The sequence below is a fragment of the Microbacterium sp. 11MF genome, assembly GCF_000383475.1.
Classification (GTDB): domain Bacteria; phylum Actinomycetota; class Actinomycetes; order Actinomycetales; family Microbacteriaceae; genus Microbacterium; species Microbacterium aquilitoris.
The window spans coordinates 163574-178201 of the sequence record NZ_KB911461.1 but is presented as its reverse complement, the minus strand read 5'-3'; the positions used below and the strand labels follow the sequence as shown (position 1 = coordinate 178201).

At 70.9% G+C, this 14628-nt stretch carries 14 protein-coding genes; 10 read left to right on the top strand and 4 right to left on the bottom strand.

The features are described from left to right. Positions 1-27 precede the first annotated feature (27 nt). The 7 genes from H286_RS0112945 to H286_RS0112915 all read left to right on the top strand — a co-directional run bounded on the left by H286_RS0112945 (position 28) and on the right by H286_RS0112915 (position 7502). Positions 28-1401 carry a glucose-6-phosphate dehydrogenase gene (locus tag H286_RS0112945; RefSeq protein ID WP_020098490.1) on the top strand — a complete coding sequence of 458 codons (1374 nt, stop codon included), beginning with the start codon at positions 28-30 and terminating at the stop codon, positions 1399-1401. 46 nt (positions 1402-1447) lie between these two features. Then, positions 1448-2020 carry a nitroreductase family protein gene (locus tag H286_RS0112940; RefSeq protein WP_020098489.1) on the top strand — a complete coding sequence of 191 codons (573 nt, stop codon included), beginning with the start codon at positions 1448-1450 and terminating at the stop codon, positions 2018-2020. A 71-nt stretch (positions 2021-2091) separates the two neighbouring features. Then, complete coding sequence (locus tag H286_RS0112935) at positions 2092-2808, top strand: hypothetical protein (RefSeq protein WP_020098488.1); 717 nt, start codon at positions 2092-2094, stop codon at positions 2806-2808. A gap of 69 nt (positions 2809-2877) precedes the next feature. Continuing rightward, positions 2878-4515 carry a sensor histidine kinase gene (locus H286_RS0112930; protein ID WP_020098487.1) on the top strand — a complete coding sequence of 546 codons (1638 nt, stop codon included), beginning with the start codon at positions 2878-2880 and terminating at the stop codon, positions 4513-4515. A gap of 56 nt (positions 4516-4571) precedes the next feature. Continuing rightward, complete coding sequence (locus H286_RS0112925; RefSeq protein ID WP_020098486.1) at positions 4572-5693, top strand: type III polyketide synthase; 1122 nt, start codon at positions 4572-4574, stop codon at positions 5691-5693. Continuing rightward, complete coding sequence (locus H286_RS0112920) at positions 5690-6382, top strand: methyltransferase domain-containing protein (protein WP_020098485.1); 693 nt, start codon at positions 5690-5692, stop codon at positions 6380-6382. The genes H286_RS0112925 and H286_RS0112920 overlap by 4 nt, the downstream gene beginning before the upstream one ends. Beyond that, entirely contained in the window at positions 6375-7502 is a 1128-nt protein-coding gene (locus H286_RS0112915) for an FAD-dependent oxidoreductase (protein ID WP_020098484.1), read from the top strand. Before H286_RS0112920 ends, H286_RS0112915 begins: the two co-directional genes overlap by 8 nt. A 29-nt stretch (positions 7503-7531) precedes the next feature. Here the strand turns inward: H286_RS0112915 and H286_RS0112910 are convergent, their stop codons facing one another. Continuing rightward, positions 7532-8362 carry a UbiA family prenyltransferase gene (locus H286_RS0112910; RefSeq protein WP_020098483.1) on the bottom strand — a complete coding sequence of 277 codons (831 nt, stop codon included), beginning with the start codon at positions 8360-8362 and terminating at the stop codon, positions 7532-7534. 165 nt (positions 8363-8527) lie between these two features. Between H286_RS0112910 and H286_RS0112905 the strand changes: the two genes are divergently transcribed. Then, on the top strand, positions 8528-9844 hold the full coding sequence (locus H286_RS0112905) for an HNH endonuclease signature motif containing protein (RefSeq protein ID WP_020098482.1): 1317 nt from the start codon (positions 8528-8530) through the stop codon (positions 9842-9844). A gap of 141 nt (positions 9845-9985) precedes the next feature. On the opposite strand, the gene H286_RS0112900 is transcribed toward H286_RS0112905, so the two are convergent. From H286_RS0112900 to H286_RS0112890, 3 genes are read right to left on the bottom strand one after another with little or no spacing between them, the layout of a single operon-like run. Then, a complete protein-coding gene (locus H286_RS0112900) occupies positions 9986-10525 on the bottom strand; it encodes a GNAT family N-acetyltransferase (RefSeq protein WP_020098481.1) in 540 nt (179 codons plus the stop codon). After that, positions 10525-12738 (bottom strand): ATP-dependent Clp protease ATP-binding subunit, encoded by a 2214-nt coding sequence (locus H286_RS14640; protein ID WP_020098480.1) that lies wholly within the window; start codon positions 12736-12738, stop codon positions 10525-10527. The genes H286_RS0112900 and H286_RS14640 overlap by 1 nt, the downstream gene beginning before the upstream one ends. 49 nt (positions 12739-12787) lie before the next feature. Next, complete coding sequence (locus H286_RS0112890; protein ID WP_020098479.1) at positions 12788-13756, bottom strand: GlxA family transcriptional regulator; 969 nt, start codon at positions 13754-13756, stop codon at positions 12788-12790. 182 nt (positions 13757-13938) lie between these two features. On the opposite strand from H286_RS0112890, the gene H286_RS0112885 reads away from it, so the two are divergent. Both H286_RS0112885 and H286_RS0112880 read left to right on the top strand, forming a co-directional pair. After that, a complete protein-coding gene (locus H286_RS0112885) occupies positions 13939-14370 on the top strand; it encodes a hypothetical protein (RefSeq protein WP_020098478.1) in 432 nt (143 codons plus the stop codon). A 43-nt stretch (positions 14371-14413) separates the two neighbouring features. Then, positions 14414-14626, top strand: a complete 213-nt coding sequence (locus tag H286_RS0112880; protein WP_018187588.1) for a hypothetical protein — start codon at positions 14414-14416, stop codon at positions 14624-14626. The last annotated feature ends 2 nt before the right edge of the window (positions 14627-14628 follow it).

The following is a 14628-nucleotide window of genomic DNA, read 5'->3' as shown; positions in this document are numbered from 1 at the left end:
GGGTGTCGTCATCGGGAGCGGGCTAGGGTGACGCCCATGACGGCCGACACGACCCTGCTCATCCTCGGCGCCTCGGGGGATCTCACCTCGCGGCTGCTGCTCCCCGCGCTCGGGCAGCTGCTCGCACGCGAGCCCGAACGCCGCGTGCGGCTGGCGGGGGCGGGTGTCGAGGAGTGGAGCGATGACGCGTGGCGCGAGACCGTGCAAAAGGCGTTCGCCACGACCGACTCGGAGTCCGCCTTCGAGCCCTTGTCGGACACGACTTACACGCGGGCCGACATCACCGACGCTGATCAACTGCAGAAGCTGTTGGATGCCGCCGAGGGCCGGCCCGCGCTCTACTTCGCCGTGCCGCCCGCCGTCGCCGCGAAGGCGTGCGATGCGCTCCGCTCGGTCACGATCCCCGAGGGCACGATCCTCGCACTCGAGAAGCCGTTCGGGTCGGATGCCGCATCTGCGGAGCACCTCAACGCGACGCTCGCCGAGCTGGTTCCCGAGTCGCAGGTGTTCCGCGTCGACCACTTCCTCGGCCGCTCCACCGTCCTGAACCTGCTCGGGGCGCGCTTCGCGAACCGGCTCATCGAACCGGCCTGGTCGGCCGACCACATCGCCTCGATGCTCGTGCAGTTCGACGAACCGCTGGGACTCGAAGGCCGGGCGGGCTACTACGACAAGGCCGGCGCGCTCACCGACATGATCCAGAGTCACCTGCTGCAGGTCATGGCGTTCGCGACGATGGAGCCCCCGGCATCCCTCGATCAGCGCGACCTTCGCGACGCGACGGGCGCCGCTCTTCGCGCGACGGCGGTGTGGGGCGACGACCCGGTCGCGGCGTCGCGCCGGGCGCGGTACACGGCCGGCACCGTGGAGGGGCGGGACTTCCCGTCGTACGTCGACGAGCCGGGGGTCGATCCGAGCCGCGAGACCGAGACGCTCGCCGAGATGACGGTCGAGGTGCGCAACGCCCGGTGGCAGGGCGTTCCGATCACGCTCCGCTCGGGCAAGGCCCTCGGGAACGCCGAGGCGAAGGTCGAGGTGCGCTTCCACCCCGTTCGGCACCTCCCTCGCGGGTTCACCGGCGACCCCGGCCCGACCGTGCTGCGCTTCTCGCTCGGGCCCGACTCCATCGCGCTCGACCTGAACGTCAACGGCGAGGCCGACCCGCTCGAACTCGAGAAGGTGACGCTCGAGGCGGAACTCGGCGCAGGGGCGCTGAAGGCGTATGCCGAAGTGCTGTCGGGCATCCTCGACGGCGATGCCATGCTGTCAGTGCGCGGCGACGCCGCCGTCGACTGCTGGCACATCGTCCAGCCCGTCATCGACGCCTGGCGGGACGGGCGCGTCCCTCTCGACGAATACTCCGCCGGCACCTCCGGGCCGTCCGACTGGGCCACGTCCTAAGGGCTCGGCGAGGCCGAGGCATCGTCGGTGGTGATGGAATAGACGGATGCCGAATCGCACCGCATCCACCGACGCCCCCATCCTCGACGTTCTGACCGAGCGCTGGAGCACGCGGATCTTCGACGCGTCCGCGCCGATCGACGAGCAGGCGCTGGCGTCCGCTCTCGAGGCCGCACGGTGGTCGCCGTCCGCGTCGAACACGCAGCCGTGGCGCTTCATCGTCGCGCGACGGGGAACGGCATCCCACGCGAGCGTGGTGGACACCCTGATGGGGTTCAACCGGGCATGGGCGGCGGATGCGGCGGCTCTCGTCGTGTTCGTCGCGACGACCCAGCAGGACGGCAAGGAGTTGCGCTGGGCGGCGTACGACGTCGGCCAGGCTGCGGCGCACTTCACGATCCAGGCGCACGCGAACGGGCTGAGCACGCATCAGATGGGCGGGTTCCACGCCGACCGCGTCGCCGAGGCCTTCGGCCTGGCTGACGACCAGCGCGCGATCACCGTGATGGCCGTCGGCCCGCTCGGCGACATCGACGCGGCCGGCGACGACCTGCGCGCCCGTGAGGAAGCCCCCCGCGAACGTCGCCCCGTCGCCGAATCGGTGCTCGTCGACGACTGACCGGTCGCGGCGCGCGCCGCTTCTCGATCATTCCGCCCCGATGGGGTCGCGTTGTTGGTTTAGTAGTCCCGATGGACGACGACGCCGCCGAGCTGGCCCGCCTGCGCGAACGCGCCTACGGGCGCACCGCTGACATCGCAGGGGATGCCGCAGCGCTGCAGCGCCTGCGCGAGCTCGAAACGCGCGCGGTGCGGGCGCCGAGCGTCGCGCCCGGCGCAGACGACGAGGACGAGAGCGCCCCGGACGCCCCCGGTCCGGCCGAGACGGACCCGCCCGGCGCGCTCACCGGCGGCAATGCCGAGCGCCCGTATCTGACCCCACGGCGCTGGCCGCGCTGGGTGAGACCCGCCGCCGTGGCCGTGGGAGCCGTCGGACTCGTCGCGGCGACCGCGGCCGTCACCCTGTCGATCCCGCGCGACGTGCCGCGGTATCCGAATGCGACCGAGGTGACCCGACTGTCCGAGCTCGTGCCGTTGCGCCCGCAGAACGACTCCGACAGTCGCCGGTACGCGGACTTCCGGGGTTTCTCGGTGTTCACCAACACCGTCGGGACCCCCGCCGACCCGAATCCCGTGCGGTGCCTCAGCATCGTGAGCCCCGAGGAGGCCGCCGACCCGACCATCGGCGAGACCCTCTCGACGTGCGGGGCTGGCCCGTTCCCCGTCTCGGTGACGGCCGTCGTCAGTTCGCTGAGCCCGCCCGCCGCCCGGCAGGCGTACGCGCCCGGGACGGCGATCAACTTCACCCTGGGCGAATCGGGCGTCGAAGTGTGGGTCGCTGATCGGTGATCGCGGATCGGCCGGAGTGGGATACCGTTCGGGTACCTGACGTTCGGTCGAAGGAAGGACGAGGCGACGGTGCCGCTGTTCGAGATGGAAGCCAGCCGATCCGGTCGGATGCGTGTCTTCCTGCGTGCGCAACTGCCCTTCGCGATCGGTGTCGTCTTCATCGCCCTGGTGGGAGCGATCTCGCACCCCGACAGCCTGCGGACGGTCGCGCTGCTCACGGGGCTCGCCGTCGCGGCCGTGGCGACGCTCGCCGCGGCGGTCGTCCCGTGGGAGAGGTTGCCGCGCGCGTGGATGATCCTGATCGCGGTGGCCGACCTCCTCACCGTCGCCCTGTTCCGGGCCGAACTGATGCCCTTCGTCCCCGCGGTGACGATCCTCGCGCTCTTCCCGATCCTCTGGCTCGCCTACGGCTTCCCGTGGTACGGCATCGCGGTGGCGGTCATGGGCGCCGTCTTCGTCATCGCCTTCCGTTACGTGTACACGGGGGTCTGGCCGACGACGGCCGCTGACTGGGCGAACGTCTTCGCCTTCCCGATCCTCATCGTCGGCATCGCCGTCGTCGTGTTCCTCGCCGCCCGCCAGCTCCACCGCAACAGCGTCCGCCTCGCGGAGGCGTCGCGGGCGCAGGACGAGGCGCTCCGCGAGGCGAAGGATGCCGAGGCGATCGCGCTCGGCATCCTAAACACGGTCAACGCGGGAGTGGCCTTCTACGACAACGAGGGACGCCTCGACATCGCCAATTCGCTCGCCCACCGCATGGTCGAGATGGTCGGGTTCCGTCTCGACGAACCGCCCTACGCCGGCGACGACGTGCTCGCCGCCGATCGGGTGAGCCAGATCCCGTACGACCAGCAGATCATCCCGCGGGCGCTGCGCGGAGAGGTCATCGACAACCACGTCGAGTGGCTGGGCCCGGCCGACTCGCAGGTTGCGATCCTTGCATCCTCGGGCCAGGTGCACAGGGAGGACGGACGCCTCCTGGGGACCGTCGTCGTCGCGTACGACGTCACCGAGCTGGCGGACGCGGTCGAGGTGCGTGAACAGTTCCTGCGCACCGTCTCGCACGAGCTGCGGACGCCGATCACGAGCATCACCGGCTTCCTCGACCTGCTCGCCGACGCCGCCGACCCGTCTGATGAGAAGCTGCAGCGCTACATCGAGATCGTCTCCCGCAAGACCGACGACCTCTTCCACCGCGTCGGCGACCTGCTGCACGCGACCGAGACGGTCAAGGAGCTCACGATCGCCCCCGTCGACGTCGCGGAGGTCGTGCGGCAGGCCGTCGGCGAGGCGCGGGTCGCCGCATCCGCCCGCGGAATGCGCATCGACATCGTCGGTCCGGGCACCGTCGTCGTCGAGGCGGACGCTCGGCAGCTGCTCGTCGCGGTCACCGAACTGGTGACGAACGCGGTCAAGTTCGGCCAGCCGGACGGCGTGGTGACGGTCGCCTGCCGCACCGACGGCGCAGTCGTCGAGATCGCCGTCACGAACCCGGGCGCGGGTCTCACCCACGCCGAGCAGCGGCGCGTGTTCGACCGCTTCTACCGCACGGCCGAGGCCCGAGCCCGTCAGGTGCAGGGATTCGGCCTGGGCCTGACGAACCTCCGGACCATCGCGGTCGCGCATTCCGGGAGCATCCGGGTCGACAGCGCCCCGGGCCGCGGGGCGACGTTCACCCTCCGCCTGCCTCTGCGACAGCCCACATAGGTCCGCCACGGTCAACCCGCGGCGCCACGCACGCCTCCGACGGTTACGGTGAGGCAATGACCACCCGGATCCTGTCGATCGGCACCGCCGTGCCCCGCGCCCGCCTGCGACAGGACCAGGTGCGCGATCTGTTCGCCGGGCAACCCGGCGCCGATCGCCTCACCAAGCGCCTCATCGGCGCCGCGTTCGACGCCTCGGCGATCGAGACCCGCCACACGGTGCTCGACGATCTCGCCGCAGCCGCCGCTGCGACGGCCGCGCCCGAAGGCGACGAGCGGATGCCGACGGTCACCGCGACGGGCGACCTGCTGTCGCCCTCGACCGGGGCGCGCAACGACGCGTACATCCGACTGGCCCCGCCGCTGTTCGCCGAGGCGGCGCGTAAGGCTCTGGCTGCGGCATCCGTCGATGCGGCCGAGGTCACCCACGTGGTGACCGTGTCGTGCACGGGGATGTTCGCGCCGGGGCCGGACTACCGCCTCGTCCGCGACCTGGGGCTTCCGACGACCGTCGCGCGCTCACATCTCGGGTTCATGGGGTGCGCGGCCGCCGTGCCCGCGCTCCGAACGGCATCGCAGATCTGCGCCGCCCACCCCGACGCCGTGGTGCTCGTCGTCTGCGCGGAGCTCTGCTCACTGCACGTGCGGACCCCGGCGGACCACGACGAGATCGTCTCGGCATCCGTCTTCGCCGACGGTGCCGCCGCGGCGATCGTCAGTGCGGACGCGTCGCGCGCGACCGGGGTCTCGTTCGAGCTCGATCGGTTCGCGACGGTGCTCACCGACGAGGGCGAGAAGGACATGGCCTGGACGATCGGCGACACCGGATTCGAGATGATCCTCTCGGCGGAGGTGCCGCGCATCATCGGTCGCGAGATCCGCGGCGCGGTCGAGTCGTTCCTCGGCGACGACGGCGTCGACACCTGGGCGGTCCACCCCGGCGGGCGCAGCGTGCTGGATCGCGTCGAGACGGGTCTCGCCCTGCCCGCCGACGCGCTCACGGTGTCGCGCGACGTGCTCCGCGACTACGGCAACATGTCGAGCGCGACGATCCTGTTCATCCTCGGCGCGCTGCTCGCCGGCGACCTCGACGACGGCGACCGGGTGGCGACGCTCGCGTTCGGCCCCGGGCTCACCCTCGAGGCGGCTCGGCTGACATTCCGGCGGGCGGCGGCATGAACCTCGCCGAACGCGACGCGGCCCTCCGCGAACTGATGGACGACCCGGATTGCGATCCGGTCGCGCTCGCGGCGACCCTCGAACGCTTCGACCTCGTGAACCGAGCGATCGGCGGGTGGGGCCGGGTCTGGCGGCTCGGCATCCGCCCCCGGCTGCAGCGCCTCGGGCGACCCGCCCGCGTGCTCGACGTCGGCAGCGGCGGCGGAGACGTGATCGCGCGACTCGCGCAGTGGGCGGAGCGCGACGGGCTCGACGTGTATTGGCTCGGGATCGATCCGGACCCGCGGGCGCTCGAGGTGGCGCGGACGCGCGCGAGCGATCGGGTGAGCTTCGCCGCCACGGATGCCGCGAGCCTCCGTGCGGCAGGTGAGACGTTCGACCTGGTCCTGTCGAACCACGTCCTGCATCATCTCGAGGCGGATGAGCTGACCGAGTTCGCCGTCGACACCCGGGCGCTCGCCGCCGGGACCGTGATGCACGCCGACATCGAGCGCGGCGCGCTGGCGTATGCGCTCTACGGCATGGGGATCACGGCACTCGAGCGCGGGACGTTCCTCCGTACCGACGGACTGCGGTCGATCCGCCGCAGCTACCGCGCAGGCGAGCTCCAATCGACCTTGGGCGAGCCGTGGCGAGTGGCCTCGCCGGCGCCGTTCCGGTTGCTCGCGGTGGCGGACGGCGATGGCTGAGGTCCTCGTCATCGGCGCCGGCCCGGTCGGCACGCTGCTCGCGGCCGAGCTGGCGCGGTTCGGCGTCGACGCCGCCGTGCTGGAACGCCGCCCCACCGCCGGCGGCGGATCGCGGGCCATCGGTCTGCACGCCCCGACGCTCGCTGCACTCGAAGCCGGCGGGGCGACCGACCGCATCCTGACCCGGGCTGTCCGCGTGCGCCGCGGCGAGGCGCGCAGCGGCGGGCGCGCGATCGGCGTGGTCGACTTCGGGCGGCTCGACGCGCGGCACCCGTACGTCGCGACACTGCCGCAGGTCGAGACCGAGGCGGCCCTGCGCGGCGACGGCCCGCATCCCGAACGCGGCGTGACGGTGACGCGCGTGGCGCCCGACGGCGCTCGCGTGCGGGTCGAGACCGATCGCGGCGAGCGGGTCGCGCCGATCGTCGTGGTCGCCGGGGGTGTCAGTGTGCGCGACCTCGTGTACCGCCCCGATGCGCTGCGGCGGACTGCATACCCGGATCGGTATCTGATGACGGATGCCGCCCTCCCACCGCGTGAGGACGCCGAGACCGCCCTCGTGCACCTGGCCCCGGGAGGCGTGCTGGAGTCGTTCCCGCTGCCGGACGGGCGGCGCCGGTTCGTCGCGTGGGATGCCGGCGGATCGCTCGAGCCGCATGCGCTGGCTCGCCGGCTGAAGGACGCGATGCGTACGCGCGGCGAAGCCGAGGCCGCGGACGTCGTGAGCGAGGCGACCGCGTTCGGCGTGCGGCGCGTGCTCGCTCCGTCGATGCGTCGCGACCGGTTGTTCGTCATCGGGGATGCGGCGCACGAGATCAGCCCGATCGGGGGGCAGGGCCTCAATCTGGGTCTGCTGGATGCCGCGACCCTCGCGCCCCTTCTCGCGGCATGGATGCGGCTCGGGTCGGCGCCCGAGGCGGATCTCGCCCAGTGGGAACGCGACCGCCTGCGCTCGTCCCGCGTCGCCGGCCGGATGGCGGCCGTGAACATGGGGCTCGGTCGACCGGTGTCACGCAGCGCCGACGCTGTCCGGTCGCGGGTTCTCGGTTCGCTCCTCGCCGCAACGGGGTCGCTCGTGCCGCACGCCTACGCGATGGGGCTCGACGCCGCCGCGCGGTGAGTGTCGGAACTACTCCGCCAGTGCGCGGATCATGCGGCGCCCGACGCCACCACGAGCTGGAGGGCGAGGACGAGCGCGGCGAGCATCACGAGACGGAAACCGGTGCGGTCGGGGCCGCGACGCCGCATCCGGATCATCACCGCTGCTGCGATTCCCGTGACGAGCAGAGCGAACGCGATCATCGCGAGCGGTGAGGCGCCCTCGACGAGACTGCCGATGAGGACGGCGATCGCGGCGACCACGATGCCGACGACCGCCAGCATGACGGATGCCGCGGGCCCGATCCGGTGCGGCAGACCGCGGACGCCGGTGCGCCGATCGTCGTCGAGGTCGGGCAGGACGTTGGTGAGGTGCACGGCGGCGCCGAGCATGGCCCCCGCGAAGGCGGCCCACAGTGCAGCCGGCTGCGGGGCGGGCGCCGAGAGCGTCGCCAGCGAGGGGAAGATCCCGAAGCTGACGAGGAACGGCAGCAGTGATGCGGGCGTCGCCTTGAGTCCGGCGTTGTAGCTCCAGGCCGAGACGAGGGCGATGACGTGGGCGAACAGCATGCCCCAGCCGAGCACCGCCGAGAGCAGGACGGCCACCCCGAGTGCGATCCCCGCCGCGATCCACGCGGTGCGGACGCGGGTGTCGCCTCGGACGAGGGGCTTGTCGGAGCGGCCGACGGTCGCGTCGCGGAACAGATCGATCGCGTCGTTGGAGAGACCGACCGAGACCTGACCGGCGAACACCGCGACGACGAGGACGATGAGCCGCCAGGGTTCCAGACCGGCGGCGATGCCGAGGGCGAGGGACAACACGGTGACGACGAGCGAGGGGCCCGGGTGAGTGGAACCCCAGAGGGCCCGTGCGGTTCGCATGCTCGATCCTTTCACGCTCCGGACAGGGCTTGGCTGGGGCCTACTCAGGTACCGAGGGTGGGTCCTTCGCAGATGAGACGTTTCTCACCTTCGGCCGTGTGCGGAGCGTGTGTTTTAAGCGGTTTTCGGGGTCTGGATGTCGGAGGTTGGTGGCAGGGTTCAGGTATGACGGATGCGGCGGAAACCCCCGGTGGCGAGTCGTATCTCGCCGCCATCTCGGGGATCGTTGCGGACGTCGAGGACGTTGCCCTTGAGGTCGCTCGGGTGCAGATCCGGGAGTTGCGTGTGCTCGCTGCCGCGGGCCGGTTGGCGGAGGAGCAGGGCGCGCCCCCGAACGCGAAAGTCACCCTGCACGACATGGTGCTGCGGTCCATTTCGGCCGAGGTCGCTGGGGCGATGCGCATCACCGACCGGACGGTGCAACGCCGGATCAGGGAAGCCCGGGTGACGATCGAAGGGTTCCCGGCGGCGGTGGCCGCGTGGGAGTCCGGGCGGATCGTACAGGCGCACGTGAGGGCGATCGTCGAGACCGGGCTGAACCTGCCCGCCGAGATGTGGGCGGAGTTCGAGAAGGTCGCGATCGAACGGTGCGAAGGCGACACACCGAACCGGGTTCGAGGCGAGCTCGAGATCCTCGCCCACCGGATGCACCCCCGGACCTTCGCGGAACGACACGAGGAAGCTGCGGCGGGCCGGTGCGTGCGACTAACGCCAGGACGGGATGGGATGTCGGACGTGATCGCGACACTGCCGACGGTGATCGCGGAGGGCATCCACGACCGGCTGACACAGCAGGCACGAGCGATCATCGACACCCGGGGCGAACGCGCGACAGGTTCAGAAATCGTCGCGACCGATGCGCGCTCGATCGATCAGGTCCGCGCCGACGTGTTCGCCGATCTCCTCCTCGCCGGCACCCCGGCGCTCGACGACACGCGCGACACGACGGCGGGACCGCTCGGCGCGATCCGCGCACGCGTGCAAGTACTCATCCCCGCGGCGACCCTGACCGGTGTCGACGACGGGCCGTGCGACCTGACCGGCCGCTCGCCCATCGACCCGGCCACCGCTCGCACACTCGCCGGCGCGACGCACGTGTGGGAGCGCCTGTTTCACGACCCCACCACCGGAGTCACCGTCGCCACCGACTCGTACCGTGTCCCATCCGGGATGCGACGGTTCCTGCAAGCCCGCGACCAGCACTGCCGGTTCCCCGGATGCCGCGTCGCCGCCATCCGCTGCGAAGTCGACCACACCCACGACCACGCCCTCGGCGGTGGGACAGAACTCTCCAACCTCGCCCACCTATGCCAACGACACCATTCGATGAAGCAGTTCACCGCCTGGAGAGTCCGACAACTGTCGGGTGGAGTCCTCGAATGGACCTCACCCCTCGGCAGGACCTACAGAGAAGACGCACCCACCCCGGCCGTCGCCTTCACCCCTGCCGAAACAACGCCCGGCGACCCCGCTCCGTTCTGAACCGCCGCTCCCCGGCCCCGCACTGCGTGGACCGCGGGCGCCTACCCCAGCTCGCGCACGGGCCTCTCGCCCGCGAACCGGCACGTCCACGAACCGACACCGCTCAGAACCGACACCGCCGCGAACCGACATGCGACCGGCTCAGCCCTCCAGGATCCGCTGGAACAGCAGATGGTCCTGCCACCGCCCCGCGATCCGCAGGTACCTCGGCGCGACGCCGATCTCCGCGAAGCCGCACCGGCGCAGCACCGACTGCGACGGCGCGTTGTGCAGCAGCGTCGCCGCCTGGATGCGGTGCAGGCCGAGATCTTCAGCGGCGACTCGAGCCACGGCATCCACCGCGGCGGTCATCACACCTCGTCCACCCAGCTCGCCGTCGATCCAGTACCCGAGGTTCGCGCTCTGGAACGGTCCGCGCACGATGCCCGAGAGGTTCACCCGCCCCACGATCCACTCTCCCGCCTCGAGCACGAACGGAACGCCGGTCCCCGCCTCACGTTCGCGCAGCATCACCTCGATCGCCGACTCCTGACCGGCATCCGTGAAGAAGCGCTCGGCTCGCTCCGGCTCCCATGGCGCCAGCCGCTCTCGATTGCGGCGGTACGCCTCGGCGAGGGCAGCCGCATCCGATCCGACGACCTCGCGCAGGACCACGCCATGCCCCAGCGCGACCGGCGTCATCAGTCGAGCAGCTCCGCCTCGATGGTGTCGTCGCCCGACTCCTCCGGCGGCGTCGGCCCGCTGCTCGTCAGCACCAGCTGCGAGCCGTCGACCGCGACATCCATCCGGACCACATCAGCGTCGTGCACGCCGCCCGACAGCAGCGCCATCGCCAACCTGTCCTGGATCTCGGACTGGATCAGCCGCCGCAGCGGTCGCGCCCCGAACAGCGGATCGTAGCCGCGCTCGGCGAGCCACGCCCGCGCGTCCGGCGTCACCGCGAGCGTCAACCGGCGAGCGTGCAGCCTCCGCTGCAGCGCATCGACCGCCAGCTCGACGATCTGAGCCAGATCCGACTCGGTCAGCGGTGTGAACATCACGACGTCGTCGAGGCGGTTCAGGAACTCCGGCCGGAACGCCTGCCGCACCATCGCCATGACCTGCTCGCGCTTCGTGTCGTCCGTCAGCGTCGGATCGATCAGCACCGGTGATCCGATGTTGCTCGTCAGGATCAGGATCGTGTTCGTGAAGTCCACCGTCCGCCCCTGGCCGTCGGTCAACCGTCCGTCGTCGAGCACCTGCAACAGCACGTCGAACACCTCAGGGTGCGCCTTCTCGACCTCGTCGAGCAGCACCACCGAATACGGACGGCGCCGCACCGCCTCGGTCAGCTGACCGCCCTGCTCGTACCCGACGTACCCCGGAGGGGCACCGACGAGCCGCGCGACGGCGTGCTTCTCGCCGTACTCGCTCATGTCGATGCGGACCATCGCGCGCTCGTCGTCGAACAGGAACTCCGCGAGCGCCTTCGCAAGCTCGGTCTTGCCGACACCCGTCGGCCCCAGGAACAGGAATGACCCGGTCGGCCGGTTCGGGTCGCTGATCCCCGCACGCGAACGACGCACGGCATCCGCCACCGTCTTCACGGCCGGCTTCTGCCCGATCAGGCGCTTGCCGAGCTCCGACTCGAGGTGCACCAGTCGAGCGCTCTCGCTCTGCAGCAGCTTTCCGACCGGGATGCCGGTCCACACCGCGATGACCTCGGCGATGTCCTCCTCGGTCACCCGATCGCCCACCATCCGCTCGGCCCCATCGCCGACAGCGCCCTCCGCGATCTCCGCCTCGGCCAGCTTGCGTTCGAGCGCCGGGATCTCCGCATACAGCAGCCGCGACGCACGTTCGAGATCGCCCTCGCGCTGCGCGCGCTCCGCCTCGACGCGCAGGGCATCGAGGCGCGTCTTGTAATCACCGACCGCGTTCAGCGACGCGCGCTCCCGCTCCCACCGCGCCTGCAGGTCGTCGAGCTGCTGCTGCACCTTCACGAGCTGGTCGCGCAGCGCCGCGAGACGCTCCTTCGACGCGTCATCCTTCTCCTTCTTGAGCGCCAGCTCCTCGAGCTTGAGCCGATCCGCGTGACGACGCAGCTCGTCGATCTCGAGCGGCGCGGAGTCGATCTCCATGCGCAGGCGCGAGGCGGCCTCGTCGATCAGGTCGATCGCCTTGTCGGGCAGCTGCCGCGCCGGGATGTACCGGTTCGACAGCGCCGCCGCCGCCACCAGGGCGCCGTCCGAGATCGCGACCTTGTGGTGCGCCTCGTACCGCTCCTTGAGCCCGCGGAGGATCGCGATCGTGTCCTCGACGCTCGGCTCGCCGACGTACACCTGCTGGAAGCGCCGCTCCAACGCGGCATCCTTCTCGATGAACTCGCGGTACTCGTCGAGGGTCGTCGCACCGATCAGGCGCAGCTCCCCGCGCGCCAGCATGGGCTTGAGCATGTTGGATGCCGCGACCGAACCCTCGCCGCCGCCGGCCCCCATCAGGGTGTGCAGCTCGTCGATGAAGGTGATCACGCGCCCTTCGGAGTCGGTGATCTCCTTGAGGACGCTCTTCAGCCGCTCCTCGAACTGCCCGCGGTACATCGCCCCGGCGACGAGCGCGGAAATGTCGAGCGCGATGAGTTCCTTGCCCTTCAACGACTCCGCGACGTCTCCCGCGACGATGCGCTGGGCGAGCCCTTCGACGACGGCGGTCTTGCCGACGCCGGGCTCGCCGATGAGCACCGGGTTGTTCTTCGTGCGCCGCGTGAGCACCTGACTGACCCGGCGGATCTCGCCGTCCCGTCCGATGACCGGGTCGAGCTTGCCCTGCCGCGCACGGTCGGTGAGGTTGATGCCGAACTGCTCCAGGGCGCTGCCCTGATCGCCCTGGCCGGATGCCGGTTGTGCGTTCATCATCTGCTCCTGAAAGCTCGATAAAAGGTTGAGTCCGTCAGGCTCAACTTTATCACGACGCCATGACAGCGGCGCAGGCGAAGCGGGACCGGTATGCCGTCGGCGTCGTCCCGAGCACCCGCGCGAAGTTCTGCCTCAGCACGGCCGCCGAACCGAAGCCGCACTCGTACGCGATCGCGTCCAGTCCGAGGTCGGTCTGTTCGAGCAGGCGCTGCGCATGGAGGATCCGCTGCCGCCCCAACCATGCCGCCGGCGTCGTCCCGTAGTCGGCCTTGAACCGCCGCGCGAACGTCCGCGGCGACATGTGCGCCTTCGCCGCCAGCTGGTCGACCGACAAGTCGCGCCGCAGGTTCTCCAGCATCCACTCGGTCACCGGCGTCAGCGAGAGCGAGGTCGACACCGGCAACGGCGACGCGATGAACTGCGCCTGGCCGCCGTCGCGCTGCGGGGGCACCACCATGCGCCGCGCGATCGTGTTCGCCGCCTCGGCCCCGAGCTCGAGCCGCAGAAGATGCAGGCACGCGTCGAGCCCGGCCGCCGTCCCGGCGCTCGTGATGATCCGCCCCGACTGCACGTACAGCACGTTGGGGTCGACCTCGATGTCGGGGTACATGCTCGCCATGGTCTCGGCGTAGCGCCAGTGCGTCGTCGCGCGCTGCCCCGACAGGACACCGGATGCCGCGACCGCGAACGCCCCGCTGCACACCGTCAGCACCCACGCGCCTCGCGCGACCGCCCTGCGGATCACGTCGAGCACCCGCTCGTCCACGCTGCCCCACGCCTCCCGGGGGATCGGCGTGATGACGACGACGTCCGCCTCGTCCGCGAACGTCAGATCGTGATCGACGTTGATGGAGAACGCGAGGTTGCTGGGGATCGCGCCGGGATCAGGGGTCACGATCCGGAAGTCGAAGTTCGGGATGCCGTCGTCGCTGCGATCGAGCCCGAACGCCTCGCAGGCGAGCCCGAACTCGAAGGGCGCGAACCCGCTCTGGACGACGCAGGCGACGGTGCGGATCATGGCGTTCTCCCCGGATGGTGTTCGGCTGGCAGGATTCCTGCGAGCAGCGTCGATGCGGCCATTGGTGGCAGGATGCGAGCAAGCATAGCGTTCCTGCCACGACGGCGGCATGTCCCCCGGAGCACCCCCTTCCGCCCCGCGGGACCACGCCCCTAGACTCGGGGCCCCGCGAGAGGACAGCCATGACCGACCCCGTCCCGCCGGACGCGCAGCAGCCGCCGCAGTACTCACCCCAGTACCCACCCCAGGGGCAGCCGTCCTACCCGTACGGCACTCCTCCTCCGGCGGGCGGTGCCGGAAGCGGCCGCGGCTTCGCCATCGCCGCGCTGCTCGTGGCGGCGGCTCCCGTACTCCTCGGCGGACTCTGGCCGGCCATCACCATCCAGCTGTATCGGTCGGTCTACGACCCGCAGTTGTACGGCATCGTCAACGCCGTGTTCTCGCTCTTCACCTGCGCCCTCGCCGTCGTCGCCCTCATCCTCGGGTTCATCGCGGTGCGCCGGGATGCCGGGGCCCGCCTCCTCGGCGGGATCGCGATCGGCCTCGCAGCCGCGACCCTCGTGGGGACGGTCCTGGGGTTCCTCTCCTCCACGGTCGGCGGACAGTTCCTCTGACCTCTTTTTCTCCACCCGCTGCGGTAACGGCTAGGTTGTGACCATGGAACTCGGATTCGCAGCCGTCGTCGTCGCGATCGTCGCCCTGAGCCTTGTCGTCGCACGTCGACGCGCGCGACTCGACCGCTCGGTGACCGATGAAGAGGGTCACGGCGCGGCTGCGCGTCGCGGTGCCGACTCCGAAGCGCGCATGGCGAAGGCCACGGCCGTCTACGTCGACAACCGCAGCAACGCGGGCGGCGCCGGCGGCATCTGACC